Below are 16,268 nucleotides of genomic sequence, written 5' to 3'. Positions count from 1 at the left end.
TCAGCTCGATTGAAGTGCCGGCGAGGTGGCGACAATCCAGTCGGCGCTCACGGGGTTCGTTGCCTGCTCGTGTCGGTAGACGGACCGCAGCTCGCGCAGTAACGAATCCCGTTGCCATTCCTGCACTTGCCGCATGACGTCGTCGTCACCGAACATCGAAGACTTGTCGGCGATGACCGTCTCGACGAGCTGACCTGCCAGCTGACGCAAGAGCAGGGCATTGGATTCGAACTGCTCGTTGAAGTTCGTTGCCTTTCCCATCATCGCGGTGTGCAGCACCCCCATGAAGTTCAAAGGCGAATACAGATCGAGGAACGCCACCGATGAGGTGCCGCCCTCGACTGCAGCCCATTCCCGGAAGAACCGTTGAACGCGGTTACTCAGCGCGATGAGTCCCTCGAGATGTGGAACGAAATCAGGTTCATCGGACACCCGCACGAAGCGGTCGTTCACGTAGAGAAGACCGACGAATCCCCAGTAGAACGCGACGTCCCAGATGATTTTCGAGGACATGACGGGCGCCGACCCCATCAAGGTGTACTGATCCTGGTACACGGCAAGCCACATTTCGGTTAGTGACCGATACAGCGAATCGCTGATCTGCGAGCGCCCGACGACGTCTTCACCGTCGAGATCACGAGTGACCATGTCGGTGATCAGCCCGTTTCCGATCGCGACGAGATCCAATCCGGATGAGTACAACGGGTCAAGGAAAACTCCGGCGTCGCCGGTGAGGCACCACCGGTTGCGCCCGTCGAACACTTTGGTCGCGCCGTGGCTGTATTTCTTCATGACCCGGAAGTCCATGATCAGGTCATCGAGTTCCGCTAGCACGTCAGCGCACTGCGGCTCGTGTGCGCGAAGCCATGCTTTCGCCTTGGCCAAGGTGTTGAAGTCGTCAAACGCGTGGAACGCCGGGTCGGCCACGATACCCACGCTGGTAGCACCAGATGCCAATCGGATGAGCCACACCCAATACCCTTCGCCCATCAGGTGATTGGTGGACATCGCGCGGTCACCCTCGTGCAGGCGTGCCTGCCAGGACGAGTCATCGCTCCATCGCCCGATGTCTATTTCCGCTGCGACCCGGAACCACACTGCATTGCAGTGATGTTCATTGGCACGCTTGAGATCCAGCTGGCGAGACAGTGCCCGGTTCCGGCCCGACGCGTCAACCACCCACCGCGCCGTCATGTGCGTGACGGTGTCGCCGTTCTGGACCGTGATCGTGTGCGGGCCGTCGTGTTGTCCGAAATCGACTGAACGCACCCGGCCACGGACGATGTCGACGCCCTCCGAGTGGCATCGCCGCGCGAGCTCGTTCTCCAGCCTGCCGCGATCGAGCTGATAGGTCACCTGGGGGACGAAAGACGAACTGCCGAGTTCGACCCGCTGCGCGATGTCGGTGTTGAGCTCGTTCGAGAAGAACATCCGAAGCCCCATCTTGCGCAGCTGAGCGGACTGCAAGTGGTCGCCCAGTCCCAGCCGGTCGCGCAGATAGTGCGCGGAGACCTCGACCGTGGACTCGCCGACCGTGTGGGTGATCTCTGGCACCGGATGAGCGTGCGGCTCGATGACCGTGATTCGCGTCGTCGGACGAACCCGCCGTATCTCGAGGGCCAACGTCAGCGCCGCCACGCCTCCCCCGATGATGCCGATGTCGTGATCCGCTGCCCGATCGCCGCCCTGCGAGAGGCGCGACTTGATTCGCAGCGCGAGCGCTTCGCGCGCCTGCGGACTCATCTGCGATAGCTGTGTCCGGACGTCCACGCGCTACTCCTCTCGACTCGTGCCGCCGAAGGACCGATCGGTGGACCGGCACGGCGGACTGGCACCCTGAACTCAGCAGGTATCCGCGGCCCGCCTTCGATGCATAATCGATGCAGGCTTCCCGCCTCGAGCGAATCACAAACCGGGCGGGAGGGCACCGCAAAAGTGATTACCGATTTCTGACACGCCCGTTCGGGGATAACGAAGGGTCACCTCAGCGGCCTGGACGCGACGATGAACGCCGCGAGTGATTCATCAATGAGCACACTTCCTCATCGAGCAGGCGACTGCGCCAATCGCTTTGCCAGATAGGGCGCCGTACGGCTGTTTTTCGCGCGTGCCACCTTGTTGGGCGGGCCCGCCGCAACAACCCGACCGCCGTTGCCGCCGGCGCCCGGTCCCAGGTCGATCACCCAGTCGGCGCCTGCAACCATGCGCATATCGTGTTCGGCCACCACCACGGTATTGCCCGCGTCGACAAGGCGATGCAGTTGAGCATCGAGCAAATCCACGTCGGCGGGGTGCAGCCCGGTGGTCGGTTCGTCGAGGACGTAGAGGGTGTGCCCTCGCCGGGGCCGCTGCAGCTCGGAGGCGAGCTTGATCCGCTGCGCCTCGCCACCGGACAGCTCGGTCGCGGGCTGTCCGAGACGGAGATATCCCAATCCGACCTCGCGAAGCGTGGTCAGGCTCCGCGCTGCGTTGGCGACGTCGGCGAGGAACTCCGCCGCCTCATCGACGGTCATCGCGAGCACGTCGGCGATCGTCTTATCGCGATACCGAACCTGAAGTGTTTCGTCGGAGTAGCGCGCACCATGACACGCCGGGCATGTCGCGTATGTACCTGGGAGGAACAACAATTCGACCGACACGAACCCCTCACCCTGACAGGTCGGGCAGCGACCGTCGGCCACGTTGAAGGAAAACCTGCCCGCGGTCCAACCGCGACGACGCGCCTTCGGGGTAGCGGCGAACTCGCGTCGCACGGCATCGAACAAACCGGTGTAGGTCGCCAGCGTCGAGCGCGGCGTGCGTCCGATCGGGCGCTGGTCGACCGACACCAGCCGTTTGATCTCCTCGACCCCCGCTGCCGTAACACCGACGCTCGCGTCGTGGTCCAGATCGTCAATCTCGGTGTCAGCTTCGTCTTCGGAGTCGGCCGGCTCGGCGGCGCGTCCCATGCCGAGATGGCTGTTCACGACGTCACCGAGGACCTTGACGACAAGCGTCGACTTGCCTGAACCGGACACACCGGTGACCGCCGTGTACACACCAAGCGGCAGGTCCACGTCTAGGTCTTTCAAATTGTGAAAGCAAATCCCACGCAGCCGAAGCCGCCCGGACTGTGTGCGGGGTTGATGAGACGGCGAGCTGGCACCCTCGAATAGGTACCTACGGGTGACCGACTGCTCAATGTCGGCGAGGCCCGGCACCGGCCCGCTGTAGAGCACGTCCCCGCCGAGCTCCCCCGCCCCAGGGCCGACGTCGACGATCCAATCGGCACGGCGAGCGACGTCCATGTCGTGCTCGACCACGAATAAGGAGTTGCCCGCGCGCCGCAGGCGGTCCAGCACATCGAGCAGCGGTTCGGCGTCCGCGGGGTGCAGTCCAGCCGACGGCTCGTCGAGCACATAGAGCACGCCGAACAAGCCGGCACGCAGTTGAGTGGCCAGCCGCAACCGCTGGAGCTCGCCGGGTGACACCGTCGGGGTGCGGCGACTCAGCGAGAGATAGCCGAGGCCGAGGTCTATGAGTATCTGCAGGCGCGCGACAAGATCGGCGGTGATCATGGTCGCCACTTCCGTCAGCTCACCAGAATTTGTCGACTCGTAAGCGGCGGCGGTATCGGTCCGAGAAGCCGTCGGGCGCAACGTGTCAGCCAGGTCGGTCAACGGCATCGCAACATAGTCGGCGATGGTCCGCCCGGCGAACGTCACCTTCAGCGCCTCCGCACGTAGACCGGACCCGCCGCACGGTGGGCACTCGACGCTGTCGACGAATTGCAGTACGCGGCGACGCATCATCGCGCTATGGGAGTTGGCCAGCGTGTGGCGGACATGGCGTTCGGCGCTGGAAAACGTGCCGTTGTAATAATAATCCGCTTGCACGGGGTGCTCGCCCGGATCGATTTCGACTGTTGGCTGCTCATCGGTGAACAGGATCCAATTGCGTTGCCGTTTAGGAAGTTTCCGCCACGGCTTGTCGATGTCGTAGCCAAGCGTGATCAAAATGTCGCGCAGGTTCTGCCCCTGCCAGGCCCCCGGCCATGCGGCGACGGCTCCTTCGCGAATGGTCAGCGACGGGTCTGGCACCAGTGTCTCTTCGGTCACCCGGTGGATTCGTCCCAGCCCGTGGCACTCGGGGCACGCCCCGACCGCGGTGTTCGGGGAGAACGCGTCGGAGTCCAGTCGTTCCGTAGCACCCGGCGGGTAGGTTCCCGCGCGAGAGAAGAGCATCCTCAGCAGGTTCGACAGGGTGGTGACGGTGCCGACCGTCGACCGCGATGTCGCCGAACCTCGGCGCTGCTGCAACGCGACGGCGGGCGGTAGGCCGGTGATGTCATCTACCTTTGGCGCGCCGGTTGGCAACAGCAGGCGACGCGCGTACGGAGCAACCGATTCGAAGTAACGGCGCTGCGCCTCGGCATAGATGGTCCCGAAAGCCAACGACGATTTGCCGGATCCGGAGATCCCCGTGAACGCGACCAGCGCATCACGCGGCGCTACGACGTCGACACCCCGCAGGTTATGGACCCGCGCCCCATAAACGCGCACACAAGGGTCGATGTCATCCGCGCTTCCGTCGGGCATTTTGGTCATCCTGCTCGGACGGGTACCCGAGCTGCGGCGACGCAAGCATGACGTGGATACGACGGCCGCCAGATGGCCACCGTGATCGACTGGGTAGACCCAGCCGGGCACGGCCAGGACGTCGTCGTCTATCTCACTGATCTGCCGCGCAGAGACGGCACTCGCCCAGTAATCGCCGACATCAGCCCTGAGGACCGATTCGGGCTCATCTCAATGCCGGGCATCGGTGGGCTCTTCGTGAGCCGGCGGGTGCAAGCCGTCATCGAGTCGATCGTGGCCGAAGTTGAGCCGCACGCCACCGAGCCCCCAGACGATGTCACGAGTTTGACGCGCACCGAACACCATGGGCATGTTCGGTACGCCGCCCCACAGGCGTTCGCGCGACTGCGACTGCTCTCGGGCATGGTGTATGCCAACCGTCCATGGCGCCTCGCGGCCGGCATGTCGCGCGTCATGATGGCGACATTCGCCAGCGGAGCCGTCAGTTTGGCCTATCCCACCATCTGGCAGCTGTCGGCCACGATGGGTCCGTGGCGTTTGAGCGCGACCACGGTCCTCGCGACCGCAGCGATGGTCGCCTGGTTGGTGATCAACCACAAGTTGTGGGAGCGCCCCGATACGCCGTCCCAACGTGAGCGCGCGGCGATGTACAACACCTCAACAGTGATCACGTTGACGATCGGCGTGGGCGTGCTGCACGCCACTTCGTTCGTGCTCCTGTTCCTGACCGCTCTATGGACGCTGCCCCCTCAAATGCTCGAGCAAAATCTTGGTCATCCCGTTGGAGCCGCCGACTATCTGCGCTTGGCGTGGCTGGTGGCAGCGGTCGCAACGTTGGGTGGTGCGCTCGGATCTGGCCTTGAGGACGACGATGTCGTGCGCGAGGCGGCCTACGGGGTCCGGCAGCAACAGAGATTCGATAAGGCCGACCAATCATCCGCAGAGTGAACGGTATCTCCTGGGCAGCGTCGGCCGTCCTTTTGGCGTCGGCCGGAGTTGGGGATGCCAGACACCCAGCGCCAACCATCGATGTTGATTGAGTCGTCGGCCAAAAGAAAAGCAGGTCAGAGATTTGTCCCTGACCTGCTTCTTCTCTTGTGGAGCTGCCGGGAATCGAACCCGCTCCAAAAATCCTGTTGAACTGCAAGAATGCCGAATCAGGTACGCGACACGACATGAAAGCGCGCGAGATGACCTGGGAAAACGGGCCAGGTGTTGATGGCATCAACACGAGCGCAGCCCATTTAAGGTCGCCCTGACCTGCTCGATGCGAACTGGCATAGCTCTTCGGCCATGCGTCTCCACCGGCCCGCATGGTGGCTTTCGCCACCGTTGTGCCCACCACGCGGAGGATGTTGAACGGATTACCGCACGAGTATCGCGGTGGCCTCCACTGGCGTCTTCTGAATGCCTTCAATGTCATTGAAAGATGGTGGAACCCTCTTCGACGGTACTCACACAGCTTGTCAGACAAGTCTCCCGCGGTCGGCGGCGTAACCCACGGTGTCTCGAGTTGCACGGTGGCCGTCCACATCGCCAAGGCCCTCGCTCGGCGGCCAAGATTTGGCGGTACGCCTTGTGGGTTTCATCAGTGCGGTGAGCACACTCATTCCGATTCCGAATACGGCAGAAAATTGGCGCCGGCGGGAGGCAAAGGAACCTACCGGGGTGAGCGGATCCTCCGGCGGTGCATTGGGCGCGAGAAGGTCGGCCCAGCACCGCTCCACGGTAAAGAGCTCGTGCAGGTGGGTAGACAGTTCAGGGTCGTCACCCATGTCCCAGCGTAGCGAGTAGCTTCAGCAAGTCACGCCGGTCCTGTTCGCCGAACTCGGCGAGAACACGCCGTTCGGCCGCGCGCACACCGGAATTGGTGCGCTTGAGCAGCTCGGCGCCCTCGAACGATAACTCGATGGGCTGTGATCGCCCAGACGGCACTACTGCGGCCCGCACCACTAAGCTGCGCTTCTGCAATCCCCGCACCACCCTGTTCATAGCTTGTGGGGACACGTTGATACCGCGCGCCAACTGCGCATTGGACATGCTGGGCGATTGCGACAACAAGCGCATGCATAGGTACTGCGGGAAGGACAAACCCAGTGGCGTGAGCACCGTGACCGTCACCTCGCTACGCAGCGCCGAAGTTAAGCGGTGCAGAAGGTAGCCCAGCGGCTGGGTTTCAACCCGTTCCACGGATCAGGTCAGGGTGGGGACGACTACGTCGTCGGGAATCTGAACGGTGCGGTCGTGAGTTGGCCAGCCGAAGACGATTGAGCGGAAGACTACATAACCCGGTAGCAGAGAGACCGCATATCCCGTGGCAACGTTCGACGGGGGTGTGCTTGCATTCCTGTGCGTTCAAAGCCAGCAGATCGCTCCGTAGCGTTCCGGTGTCGATTGAGTCCGCGACGTGATCAACGGTTACCGTTCTTGCCGCCAAGACCAGCGCTGCCGTGGTGGTCCAGCGCGGGTAGAGAACGGCCTTGCTGGCACGGGCGATGGCGGCAATGGCGTCGACCGTCACCTCGCCGTACTCCCGCTCTTTCAGCAGCTGCAACGCCGCCTCGAGCCGCTCGGTGTCACGCGCCGACCAAGCGAGAAGACATCAGCATCTGCGATTTGGCACACAGTGACAGGCTAGGCCAACCGCCACCGTGCGGAGGCAAGATAGTTCAGGCACATGAATTTCTTGTTCAGGTAATATTAGGCAAACTTATATCAAGATTGACCGTGGCCACGGCGACCTCGCTGTGGTTCAACTTATGCGCCACACCAAGATTCGGCCGCGGCAAACAATTCATTGATCGCCTGACACGACTGGGCTGCCACGCGGGCTCCACCGGACGAGACCAATCGCTCCCATTTGGTGCCAGCGAACCGCGAAGCTGCCACGCGGATCACCTGCCCTCCTTGAAGCGACCCTCGCCACCATTATCTCCTCGTCGAAATCCGCTCCTCGAAAGGCGAAATGAAACACCAGACCGTTCTTCACCATGGCTGGCGCAGCCGTGACGAGACGGAGCCGAGGTTTTGGGGGTTTGCTCCCTCGCCCGGCGAGGTCGGCGCAGAGCGGATGTGCGCAGCTCCGATCCGCTGAGGACCCAGTCGCTACTTCTCGCCGAAGGCGTCGGCGAAGCTAGTGTTGCCCATGCTTTCCCTCTGAGTGGCGTCCAGCGCAGCCAGCAGGCGGGAATTCTCGATGACGATCATCTCCACGTCAGGCCCCTCGTCGGCATAGTGGCGATGCCAGATCCACGGCGGCGTATACACGAAGTCGCCCGCGCTCCACCGGACGCGTTGATCGCCAACCTCCGACCAACCCGAGCCATATCGCACGAAGTGAACCGACTCATGTACGTGTCGATGAAGGTCACTGCCCTCGCCCCCGGGAATCTTCTGCAGAAAAAACTCTACCGAGCGAGCAGGTATTCGTAGGAGCAGCCCAATCTGAGATGGGCTTCCAGTCTCGATCCAGTGCGCGTCGTCGGAGCTAACGACCAGGTGCTCCTCCCCCACGTGCTGGCTGTCGCGGCCTGCTGCTCGTGCCATACTCTTCGAGAATTCATCTATCTCGTCACGGGATAGCGTCATTGAACGGGCTCCTTCGTGTATTTCTTCGTTGAGTCCACAGAATTGTTGGTTGCTGGAAAAGATGACACCCGGTGGAACAATGCGGTGCCAATGGGATTCGTCGTTCGATAACCACAGAAACGTGTAAATGTCATTGCAGGGGGGATGCACCCGTCAGCATTCGTCGGCGCGGCTTGAGGTTTGGCTGGATCAGCTCTGGTTCTGCTGAGTGCGTTATCGCCCGTCGCAATTGCCGACGGCGAGCCTCGTATGAAATGACCCTGCTTAGGGACATAGATGCCGCCATCGGAGTGAAGGTGCGCTTCGCGGCCTCGCGGCGTCATGCACTGGGAACCACTTTGCGGAGCTTGTCAGGAAGCGTTGAGCAGTCCGCATAGTCTGGGCGCTGACTTGCTTCTTGACTCATTGGGGCTTGCCGTACACCGCAACTACAACTGTGCGGTCGATGGAATTCTCTGACCACACCCCGATCCGGGTGTTTGCACAGTCAGACATGACCGCAAAATCGACCGGGTCGTAATACCACTGGTTGATCAGCTCGATGCCGCTCAACGCGAGTGCTGGATTTATCGCAACGGTTTCAGACACCACGCCGCTGAATCCCGCGGCTTCCGCCCGCACCTGGGGCGTGGAACCATCCGATCCAATGTCGCCGTCGACGTTGCGGTTGGCCAGCGCATCGCGAGCGTGCCACTGGGCAGCGAGCTGGAGGGTCGGACTAATGATGATGTCGTTCGGGCAGCCCGCCTGGCGTTGAATGGTGTAGACATTGGCTACCACGCCGTCATTGAGTCGCTTGTTGTCGCCGTGCGCGGCGGGCGGTATCGGTAGTGCTTGCACGCCAAGTACTGCAACGATACCTAGTGTCAAACGGGGCAGGAGACCGAACGCCGATCCGTCTTTGACCGTCTTCACCCTGCGTGGAGTGGGTACCGAAGCGTCGAATTTGTCACGGCAAGGGCGCTTTTCGTGCATCGAGTTACTCGTAAGCAATTTCATCAGTGTGGCAGTCTGTCGGCGGGCCGGCCGCAGCCTCGTCCCACTGATCGAAAATGGACGGGATCCCACCAGCAGCGGCCGACGGCGCAGCGAGGATCAAGCTCGCCACGGCTCTTCGATCGATGCGCAAGGGGTGCCACTGAGAATTTGGTGTCACACGAACCAAAACTGAAATCGATGTGACGTGCTGATCCCAATCACGCCGGCGACCGGACTTGATCGCGATCTCCGCGCTGATCGCCTGCTGACTCGCCAGGGCGCCGTCGGGATTGCTGTCGATCAACGCAGTCACGGCGCCTACGGTACCGACGACTTCGAGACTGGCGAACCGATGAATTTCACTCAGCGGAAGGGGACCCGAAATTGGCAGGCATGTTTCGACGCGCAGAACCACTGTCGACTCGCTGATTTGCAACGAATCGGTGCATCTCCAACAAGGTCGAAGTGCTACAGGTTGGGCGCGAATCGGAGTCTCCGCAGCGCTTACGGGATAGACGTCCACGGTTCTCCCCGGCAATGTTCGGCAGAGAGCCAACGCCCTCCGTCAGTTTCGAACATTAAGCGGAGGAGTAGGCGAGTCGGTCCGCCTCAAACCCTCAAACTGCCGAACTACCGCCGAAGGAAGCGCATACAAGATGACCATCACGACACCGCTCGGATCCGATGCTAGGGCGTGGGCCACCGAGAACCTTCGAGGCTTCTATATGTGTCCTGTCACGCCCCTCACCGACGATTTCGAGCTGGACGAGGACGGTCTGCGGCAGAACATCGACGCGTTTGTGGAGATGGGTTGCACTGGCCTCGTCGTAGGCGGCTTTTTCGCTGAGGGATGGAACATGACACTGGCCGAATGGCAGCGCTACCACGAGGTAGTCGCTGACGCCACCGCCGGCCGCCTTCCCTTGTTTACGATCATTCTGGACTCGTCGGCGTACCAGGCGGTCGAAAGATTACGCTTCGTGGCGTCTCTGGGCTTCACCGGCGCCGAGATAATGAACCCATCAGTTCAGCTCAAGACGGACGGCGACGTCGTAGACTACTTCGACTTCGTGGCGCCTGCCACCGGGCTGGCGCTAGTGCTCTACCGGACGCCGGTATCCAGTTTCGTGTACACCCACGACGCCGTCGCTCGCATCGCCGAGCACTCCAACGTCATCGGGATCAAGAATGGCACTTTGAGTTGGACCGACAGCATCGCATTACGCCGCCGCTTCGGGGACCGCCTTGTCATCAGCGAGCCGAATGAGCGCTATTGGGCGCATGATGCTGCGCTCTTCGGGGGTCGGGTGCTTTATGGGGAGCTCTCCCTGATCCTGTACGGGAAACGGCGGCAGGAACTGCACCACTACACCGACCTTGCCTTCGCTGGTGAACTGGCGGGGGCACTGCCTGTGTCGGCGAAGCTGGACGCAATCCGCCAGGTGTACGAAGAGGTGCTCATCGGCCGCATCGCGGCAACGGGTTCCTACGTCGCGGCGATGCCTTATCTGAAGGCGTGGTTCGAGCTGTTGGGGCTTCGTGCCGGCCCGGTACGGCCGCCCGTCAAAGCCCGGCTGTCTGCTCCGGAGCGCGAAGTTCTGCAGGAGAAACTGACGGCCGCGGAGGCCATTTGATGCGCGTCTTGATCCTCGGCGCGGGCGGGCTCGGTTCGGTCCTGGGCGGCTATTTGGCGAACACTGGCGTGGATGTCACCCTGGTCGGTAGGCCGGCGCACACCGAGGCGATCACCCGCGACGGCCTCCGAATCACGGGCCGTCGGGGCGACCTGGTGATCACCGACAACTTGACAGCGGTCGACCAGACCGCCAAGGCCACTGGACACTTCGATTACCTAGTGTTGGCGGTGAAAGGCAAAGATACGGCGCAGGCGTTGGCAGAGGCTGACGGGCTGCGCGATGTCGTGAGCAGCGCGTTGTCGGTGCAGAACACCGTCGAGAAAGATGCGACTCTCGCCGGGTGGCTTGGGCCGGACCGGGTGATCGGAGCCTCCACGATCGAGGGCGGCACCTTGCTCGAACCGGGCCTCGTACGCAATCACCTAACAGCTGAGGTGACCGCTTACTTTGGGGAACTTGACGGCTCATGCAGTGCGCGCGTCGACGACCTGACGGCTGCCTTCACTAACGCCGGCCTTCCTGCAATGGCGGTGGGCAACATTGAGCAGGTCGAGTGGGAAAAGCTCGCTCAGATCGCGCTGGCGGCCGCGTGGTCGGTCACCGCGCTGGGCGCAATCCCTGGCGCCTCGGTCTTCGAGGGCATGGAGGTGCCTGAGGGAGCGATGTACTTCGTCGCGCTTGCGAAGGACCTTCTCGCGGTCTACCGCGCGAAGGGCTATGAGCCGATGAACTTCTTTGCGCCTCTATCCCGCCTCAAGGAACTCGACGCCCTTCCGACGGACGAGGCGATCAAGTTTGTCATCGGACAGGGCAAAGTAATGCGCGAGAAGGGAAACACAGGCCACCCCTCGATGTACGAGGATGTCGTGCGAGGACGTAAGACAGAGGTCGATTTCATGCTGGGTCCTTACGTCGCCGCCGCTGAAGAACTGGCCATGGATGTGCCCACGCTGCGAGTCGCCTACCAGATCATTAAGACCGTCGACGGATTCCTGGCCTAGCGCTGACGCCGTTCGATGGCGCTGCGCCAAGGCGAATTCAGCTCGCGCGCAAAGTATGTTGGGGAGTGACGCCGAACTTGCGCCGATAGTCCGCGCTGAAGCGACCCAAATGACCAAAGCCCCACTTCATCGCTACGCGGGCAACAGTGACGGCACCCTCGGACGACGCCGCCAGTTCTGCGTGCGCACGGATTAGCCGGACTTCGCGCAGATACGTGAGCGGGGGAACCCCGACGTGCCGCCTGAAGCTCTCTTGAAGAGCGCGAACACCGATACCAACCTCGCGCGCAAGATCGGTTGTCGTCCAACTCCGTTCGGGATGCTCCTCAATCAAGTCGAGTGCTGTCCTCAGCACTTTGGGCGGCGGCGCCGCTTGTTGGTCGGCGGCGGCGAGCGCCATGGCCTGGTAATGGGGTTGGGCGAGTAGAAACCCATGCATAAGCAAGTGTTCGAAATGTCGCCCGGTCATCGCATGTTGCACGATGCTCTCAGGGCGAGAGACCTCTCGGTACAGTATCGATAGCAGCGCAAGCCAGGCCCGGCTGCTGTCCGCCGTCAGGTTCATGCTATGCGTGATATTCAACGGTCTAATCGCAGGTCTTCCAAGCAAGCCTTCGAGTTCGAGTTCCAGATCCGCGCGGCTGAACTTCACGCATAGCTGGCCACAGTCGGCGGCCCACTTGATGCCAGCAGGACGGCCTGGGAGGAAAACCGCCGCCTGCGTGGGCGTCGCTTGAGCAGTGGCTGAGCCGCACCACGAATCGGCGTGGCTCGTGAGGGGAACGTTAATGTGGTAATCATCGAGCGCAGTCGAATTGACGAGTTCGACATCTGCACCGTACCGCAGATAACCGATGGTCACAGCACCGATGCGGGCGGCGCTGAGCCGGGCATTCAACCGCTGGCCGCGCCCGGAGAAGCGGAGACGGTGCGGCGTGAAAATTTCCGAAGCGAGGTGCTCGGCCGCGCTCAACTGTTCAGTGCATACGGTCTCCCGTCGGCTAAAGTACGATTCCGCGATCTTCGCCGTCGCCGCCATTGGCAACACCTCACTTTCTCGCTGCGGAAAACGCAGCTCGCCGACAGAGTCTGTCGCTCCGCCGAACACCAACGCCGAAGGTCTGGCCCCCCGACTCAGGGTCGTGCGTCACGGACCGCATGCACGAAACCATTCTAGTAGAAGAGGGCTCTGTTAAGCAGAGAGGTTTGGAGCGGACACCCGGCGGTGTGGCTGCGGTGATCATGACCGGCACCAGGTTGGACGTGAGGCGTCGTAATGGCATCAGGTTTCATAGCTCCTCGACCTCGCCGTCGGACCAGACAACCTTGGTTCCGTAATCAGGGTGCGCGTAGATGTGCACCTTATACAGATGGTCTAGGTCATCCCACCAAACGCAAGAGCCAGCGCCCACCATCCAGCGCTGCGCGACACGGCCATCAGAGAAAACGCATAGCTCGAATTGCACTTCATCAGGCGCGTTGTAGTTGTCCTTTGCGAAGTCATCTTTTGCGGCTGTTGCAAGCCGACGATAGACGACAGCCGTTCTCATAGCTCAACCTCAAACAATCCCATCACGTCGTCGAGGAGCTATCGGCCTTCTTCTGATGTGAGCCGTTAGCGGCGTTATTGCTAGCGGTCGGCATCGCGTATGGTGATCGCCGCCGACGGGCATTCGTGCGATGCCGCACGGGCCGCGACTACTAGACCAACCGGAATGTCGCCCACCAATGTTTCCGCCTTCCCAGCGGCGTTGATCGCGAAGACGTCTGGCGCGACGTCCACGCACAAACGGTAGCCGCAGCACCGACGTGGATCGACTTCCGCATGGACCATTTGTCCACTCCTCACTAAGTGCGCCCCTCACCGACATGGCTCAAGCGGTCCCAGGCCGAGGCGCCTGCAGTTGTCTTGCAGACGTCCTGCCGACCATCTGTGAATGGGTGAACCAGAAACGATCCGCTACTGCGTTCTGGCGCCACCTCAATCGCGGGGACCGTAGGGGTCTTGAAGAAACCGAGAAAGGCTCTCCTTGGTTTGCCACGACAGACTCTCAAGTTCCAGTGGGTCGAGCTGAATACGGAACCCAAGGCGGGGACTGGCGATCTCCAACCGCTCTCCGTTGCGGGTATAGATTTTGTCGACAGTGACGAACGCGAACTCGTTCGCGATGGTCGTTTCCGTGCTGGCATCGCCTGTCACGACTGCACCTTCCTAGGCGTTAAGTGATGCAACCTCAACGTCACCCGTTAAAAGAAGTTAGCCAGGTTGTGGGTGCCGACAACGGCGTGATCAAGCACTACCCGTCGGCTCGCTAACCGCAGGCCCATCTCACTGCGGCGGATGACATCGTGGCGCTCCGCAGAGATGAGGTCGTGCTGCGGGCTGTCCCCCCTATTTCGGAACACGAGGAGATTGGAGCGGACATCGTATTCGTCCGTCCCTGTCCCGGGCTGTACCCGCACATTCGACACGTGGTGTCGGATCCGTGAGGGCGGATCTTCTGCCCAGGCGTATTCGGTGTCCAGACGTAGCACCCGCAGCTGCAAGCCTGCGTAGTCGTCGTCCCAGTGGGTCATTGTCGTCGAATTTCCGTCGCCGTTGGCGCGTTCTCTGCTCATGCGCACCGGGATGATGTACCGGATATCTTCGGCACACAGTTCCAGCCAATCGTGAAACCGGCCGTCGTTTAACAGTTCCGCCTCTTGGAACAGAAAGTTCTCCATCTCACTGCGGAGAAGAATCTGTTGTTCGACCGTCGCTACCATGGAACACCATCCTTTATGACTCGCTTGAACTCGATTGCGCGACCAGCAGATACCCGATGCGTCATCAGGCGACCTCGTCCGCACCGGTCAGAGGCTGCGCGCGCAGTTGGGGCCCAGTTTCGCTGGCGTCGTCGCCCGTGTCGGTGAGTAACTCCAGCAGGCGACCCCAGAATTCGCGTTGGTTACGCTCCGCGTACCCGCTGGACAGGGGACGACCGGGCCCCTTCCAAGTGTCGTCGCTCGTCAGCACACCCATGCCCATTTCGAAGTTGAGCATCTGGCTGCCTGCGAGAAGGCCTTGCGTTCCCGCAGTGATGGAGCGCCAGGTCTCGGCGTCGTCCTGTTCGAACACCCCGGAAATGCCGAAGGTTCGCACGTAGGTTTCATACGACTGCTGTTTGAACTCTTCGTCGGCGTCCTTCTCGACGAGGAACCACGACCAAACTTCCATCGCGTCGTGTGACAGTGGCCGCCACAGCCGAAACGTCAACATCGGCACCGGCATTGACTTGTTGTCCTTACCGATGAGGACGTTGAGGAATGAGAGGTTCGGAAAGATCGTGCCGTGAATGAAGGCCGTACCTTGCAGCATGTCTGCGTGATCCTGGTCGCCATAAGCCTCGGCGAGCCCGTCGACGACCTCTCGTGGATAGTTCATAAAGGGCGGCATCGGTTGGCCGGGTGGCACCCCGAGGACGCCGAGGCCGTGACCGTTGGAGAGACTGATATGGGCCGGTTGCGATGCAAATTTTGGATCGGGCGGAGCAAGACCGAGTTCCACCGCCGATCGGTGCGTCATCAACGTGTGGTAGGCGTCCCCGACGAAGTTGTCTGCGCCGAGCTTCCAGTTGGAGTCGATTATCCAACGCTGCGGCTCGCCACGCACCTCCAGTCCACCCTGGGTCTTCTTCGTGATGAGGTCCAGATACCACGCCATATCGCCCAGGTAGTCGACGAGAGGTGCTGCCTTCTCGTCTAGGCAACCGAAGATCAATCCGCCATAGTTCTCGAGGCGCGGAACCTGGGTCAAACTCCACTCGTTTTTGTCCATCTCGACCCCGTAGACCTCTTTTTGCGCCGGCACGCCGGCCAGAGTTCCGGTGTTGCGGTAGGTCCAGCCGTGATACGGGCAGCGGAAGTGGGAGGTATTGCCCATCTCCGTACGGCACAGTTGTGTCCCGCGGTGCCGACACGAATTAGCCATCGCGCGCACTTCGCCGTCCTCGCCGCGGACAACGATGATTGAACCGCCGCCTAGATATCGCACCACGTAATCGCCTGCCTCGGGTACCTCCGTCTCGTGGGCCAGGAATTGCCAGCACGTCCCGAAAACTCGCTGCGCTTCGAGCTTGTGAACTTCCGCGTTGGCGACCAATCCAGCGGGCAGACGACCCTTTGCAAGGCTTTCTTGACCCGCTGCGATCAGCTGCTGGATGTCGTTCTTATCTCCGACAATGGACATGTCATCTCCTACGTTTCTTGGGCTGGCTGGATAAAAATCTCTGTTTTAACTCGAATCCGAAAAAGATTGCTATTGATAATCCAATTCAAACCGCTTTCGGTTCGCATAGCCGATCCTGGGGTCTACCCGATGGTGATGATTCATCGAGCTCCCCTTTCCGTGCGCTGGTGATTGAGCTTTGACAGATGGTTTTCTGAATACGGTGTTCATGTTGTTGCGGCTTCGAGTGCTCCTGGTGGTGTTTGGGCGACCATCTGGT

The 16,268-nt window shown here is 61.4% G+C and carries 16 protein-coding genes; 3 read left to right on the top strand and 13 right to left on the bottom strand.

The features are described from left to right. Both M1248_RS16810 and M1248_RS16805 read right to left on the bottom strand, forming a co-directional pair. On the bottom strand, nucleotides 1–1,770 hold the full coding sequence (locus M1248_RS16810) for an NAD(P)/FAD-dependent oxidoreductase (protein WP_317149120.1): 1,770 nt from the start codon (nucleotides 1,768–1,770) through the stop codon (nucleotides 1–3). 272 nt (nucleotides 1,771–2,042) lie between these two features. Beyond that, nucleotides 2,043–4,577 carry an ABC transporter gene (locus M1248_RS16805; RefSeq protein ID WP_410506680.1) on the bottom strand — a complete coding sequence of 845 codons (2,535 nt, stop codon included), beginning with the start codon at nucleotides 4,575–4,577 and terminating at the stop codon, nucleotides 2,043–2,045. A gap of 72 nt (nucleotides 4,578–4,649) precedes the next feature. Between M1248_RS16805 and M1248_RS16800 the strand changes: the two genes are divergently transcribed. Further along, nucleotides 4,650–5,525, top strand: coding sequence for a hypothetical protein (locus M1248_RS16800; RefSeq protein WP_317149118.1), 876 nt, complete (start codon nucleotides 4,650–4,652; stop codon nucleotides 5,523–5,525). A gap of 819 nt (nucleotides 5,526–6,344) precedes the next feature. On the opposite strand, the gene M1248_RS16795 is transcribed toward M1248_RS16800, so the two are convergent. The 5 genes from M1248_RS16795 to M1248_RS16775 form a co-directional block, all read right to left on the bottom strand. Next, entirely contained in the window at nucleotides 6,345–6,767 is a 423-nt protein-coding gene (locus M1248_RS16795) for a MarR family winged helix-turn-helix transcriptional regulator (RefSeq protein WP_163724529.1), read from the bottom strand. Continuing rightward, nucleotides 6,754–7,098: a hypothetical protein gene (locus M1248_RS16790; protein WP_317149213.1), complete on the bottom strand. Its 345-nt coding sequence runs from the start codon at nucleotides 7,096–7,098 to the stop codon at nucleotides 6,754–6,756. The genes M1248_RS16795 and M1248_RS16790 overlap by 14 nt, the downstream gene beginning before the upstream one ends. Before the next feature lie 584 nt (nucleotides 7,099–7,682). Continuing rightward, nucleotides 7,683–8,165, bottom strand: a complete 483-nt coding sequence (locus tag M1248_RS16785) for a cupin domain-containing protein (protein ID WP_317149117.1) — start codon at nucleotides 8,163–8,165, stop codon at nucleotides 7,683–7,685. A gap of 402 nt (nucleotides 8,166–8,567) precedes the next feature. Then, nucleotides 8,568–9,140 (bottom strand): CAP domain-containing protein, encoded by a 573-nt coding sequence (locus M1248_RS16780; RefSeq protein WP_410506679.1) that lies wholly within the window; start codon nucleotides 9,138–9,140, stop codon nucleotides 8,568–8,570. A 4-nt stretch (nucleotides 9,141–9,144) separates the two neighbouring features. After that, nucleotides 9,145–9,456, bottom strand: coding sequence for a hypothetical protein (locus M1248_RS16775; RefSeq protein WP_317149116.1), 312 nt, complete (start codon nucleotides 9,454–9,456; stop codon nucleotides 9,145–9,147). A gap of 343 nt (nucleotides 9,457–9,799) precedes the next feature. Between M1248_RS16775 and M1248_RS16770 the strand changes: the two genes are divergently transcribed. Further along, nucleotides 9,800–10,777: a dihydrodipicolinate synthase family protein gene (locus M1248_RS16770; protein WP_317149115.1), complete on the top strand. Its 978-nt coding sequence runs from the start codon at nucleotides 9,800–9,802 to the stop codon at nucleotides 10,775–10,777. Then, nucleotides 10,777–11,781 (top strand): 2-dehydropantoate 2-reductase, encoded by a 1,005-nt coding sequence (locus M1248_RS16765; protein ID WP_317149114.1) that lies wholly within the window; start codon nucleotides 10,777–10,779, stop codon nucleotides 11,779–11,781. The genes M1248_RS16770 and M1248_RS16765 overlap by 1 nt, the downstream gene beginning before the upstream one ends. 37 nt (nucleotides 11,782–11,818) lie before the next feature. Here the strand turns inward: M1248_RS16765 and M1248_RS16760 are convergent, their stop codons facing one another. The 6 genes from M1248_RS16760 to M1248_RS16735 all read right to left on the bottom strand — a co-directional run bounded on the left by M1248_RS16760 (nucleotide 11,819) and on the right by M1248_RS16735 (nucleotide 16,009). Further along, nucleotides 11,819–12,820 (bottom strand): AraC family transcriptional regulator, encoded by a 1,002-nt coding sequence (locus tag M1248_RS16760; RefSeq protein WP_317149113.1) that lies wholly within the window; start codon nucleotides 12,818–12,820, stop codon nucleotides 11,819–11,821. Nucleotides 12,821–13,070: 250 nt separating this feature from the next. After that, nucleotides 13,071–13,331, bottom strand: a complete 261-nt coding sequence (locus tag M1248_RS16755; RefSeq protein ID WP_014211499.1) for a hypothetical protein — start codon at nucleotides 13,329–13,331, stop codon at nucleotides 13,071–13,073. Between the two features lie 80 nt (nucleotides 13,332–13,411). Beyond that, nucleotides 13,412–13,615: a ferredoxin gene (locus M1248_RS16750; protein ID WP_317149112.1), complete on the bottom strand. Its 204-nt coding sequence runs from the start codon at nucleotides 13,613–13,615 to the stop codon at nucleotides 13,412–13,414. A 147-nt stretch (nucleotides 13,616–13,762) separates the two neighbouring features. Beyond that, nucleotides 13,763–13,981: a hypothetical protein gene (locus M1248_RS16745; RefSeq protein WP_014211497.1), complete on the bottom strand. Its 219-nt coding sequence runs from the start codon at nucleotides 13,979–13,981 to the stop codon at nucleotides 13,763–13,765. 47 nt (nucleotides 13,982–14,028) lie between these two features. After that, on the bottom strand, nucleotides 14,029–14,547 hold the full coding sequence (locus tag M1248_RS16740; protein ID WP_014211496.1) for an aromatic-ring-hydroxylating dioxygenase subunit beta: 519 nt from the start codon (nucleotides 14,545–14,547) through the stop codon (nucleotides 14,029–14,031). Nucleotides 14,548–14,611: 64 nt separating this feature from the next. Then, nucleotides 14,612–16,009, bottom strand: a complete 1,398-nt coding sequence (locus M1248_RS16735; RefSeq protein ID WP_317149111.1) for a Rieske 2Fe-2S domain-containing protein — start codon at nucleotides 16,007–16,009, stop codon at nucleotides 14,612–14,614. Nucleotides 16,010–16,268 lie beyond the last annotated feature (259 nt).

This window comes from Mycobacterium sp. 29Ha, from assembly GCF_032883055.1.
Classification (GTDB): Bacteria; Actinomycetota; Actinomycetes; order Mycobacteriales; family Mycobacteriaceae; genus Mycobacterium; species Mycobacterium gallinarum.
Note: the sequence above shows the minus strand (reverse complement) of the source record. Positions and strands in the feature narration are given on the sequence as shown.